Source organism: Bradyrhizobium sp. 17, from assembly GCF_023073515.1.
Lineage (GTDB): Bacteria > Pseudomonadota > Alphaproteobacteria > Rhizobiales > Xanthobacteraceae > Bradyrhizobium > Bradyrhizobium canariense_D.
This window is the reverse complement of record NZ_JADPJQ010000010.1, coordinates 1-1,102: the sequence shown is the minus strand read 5'-3', so window position 1 is coordinate 1,102 and position 1,102 is coordinate 1. Positions and strand designations below refer to the sequence as shown.

The window sequence follows — 1,102 nt, the reverse complement described above, 5'->3', positions numbered from 1 at the left end:
GCTCGCGGCTCACCAGAGCCAGCGTCCGGTATCCTCGAACTCCCAAGTTTCAGTCTCGGTCGCACCAAATTCGGGAGCGACCAAGCGAGAGAGTTTCACGCGACCGTTCATGATGCGAACTGCAATGCGCTGGTATTCGAAAAACGCGTCGCGCAGCTTTTCCGGCACCTCCCAGTCGAACGGCTTGTAGCTCTTGAGCACGATCCGCGTCTTGGTTGGCGACACCTTCTCGATCTGGAATTCTTGACGGCATGCCGTGAGAATGCCGGCGAAGAATTGGACCACAGAATGCAAGTCGGCGCCCTCGATCCCCTGGTCAGCCTTGAGCTCGTTGATGTGTTGAATGGCCAAGCCCCGCATGGTCCTGCCCACGATGTCGGCCGCAGCCTCAACCCCGAACTTCGACACCAGCACGCTCGTCGTGCGGCTCACATAACCCGCGGAATAGTTTGCACGCGCCTTCAGCCTGCGCTCTTCCGGCCAGAGCTTGGGATCGAGCTGCGGCGCCTTCGCCGGGTCAAACTCCGGCGTACGAATCTCGGGCCTGAATATAAGCCGCTCCTCGGGAGCGACCGGTCGATCGAGTTCGACCCAATACGCCTCGTCGTATGGGTCTCCCTCCATCATGTTTTTGGTCCGCACATACTGAAGCCGGTCGCAGCCCAGCAGCTCGCCGTTTCTAGGATGCCAGGAATGCGCCACCGTCTTCGCGGTGTGTGCGGGCACGGCAAGGATAGCCAGCCCCGTGAACGTCGCCCTCGGAGCCAGATAACGGATCCAACACTTCTTGGGCGATTCCTCTATGTACTGCAGCTTCAGACCGCCAAGTATATTGCTGAAATAGTGATATTTGCATGCCTTGACCGCTGGGGGCTCATCCTCGCGCACGCCGAGCTTCTTCAGCCCCTCCAGGAATTTGACATTCTGATGAGAGCGGAGTGTCTGGAAATAAGTATCAAGATACGCGGTCTCGCCCTTATCTTGATACGTAGTGGCCAGGAAACCACCAAACATCCGGCCCCAGAACTTCTCCGCCAGCAGTGTGGCTTTGCGCAATTCGTCCAGATCGGTCATCTTCCTCGCTCCGACATTTCGTATCGTA

Annotated in this window: 1 protein-coding gene; it reads right to left on the bottom strand. The window is 58.1% G+C overall.

What is annotated here, in order from left to right:
* Positions 1–9: 9 nt before the first annotated feature.
* The gene (locus IVB13_RS01180; RefSeq protein WP_247487440.1) at positions 10–1,074 is read right to left on the bottom strand and encodes a hypothetical protein; all 1,065 of its coding nucleotides are present in this window, start codon (positions 1,072–1,074) and stop codon (positions 10–12) included.
* Positions 1,075–1,102 lie beyond the last annotated feature (28 nt).

Bases quoted from the DNA above. Each gene is read 5' to 3' on its own strand.
- IVB13_RS01180 (WP_247487440.1), bottom strand. From the start codon at position 1,074: ATGACCGATCTGGACGAATTGCGCAAAGCCACACTGCTGGCGGAGAAG.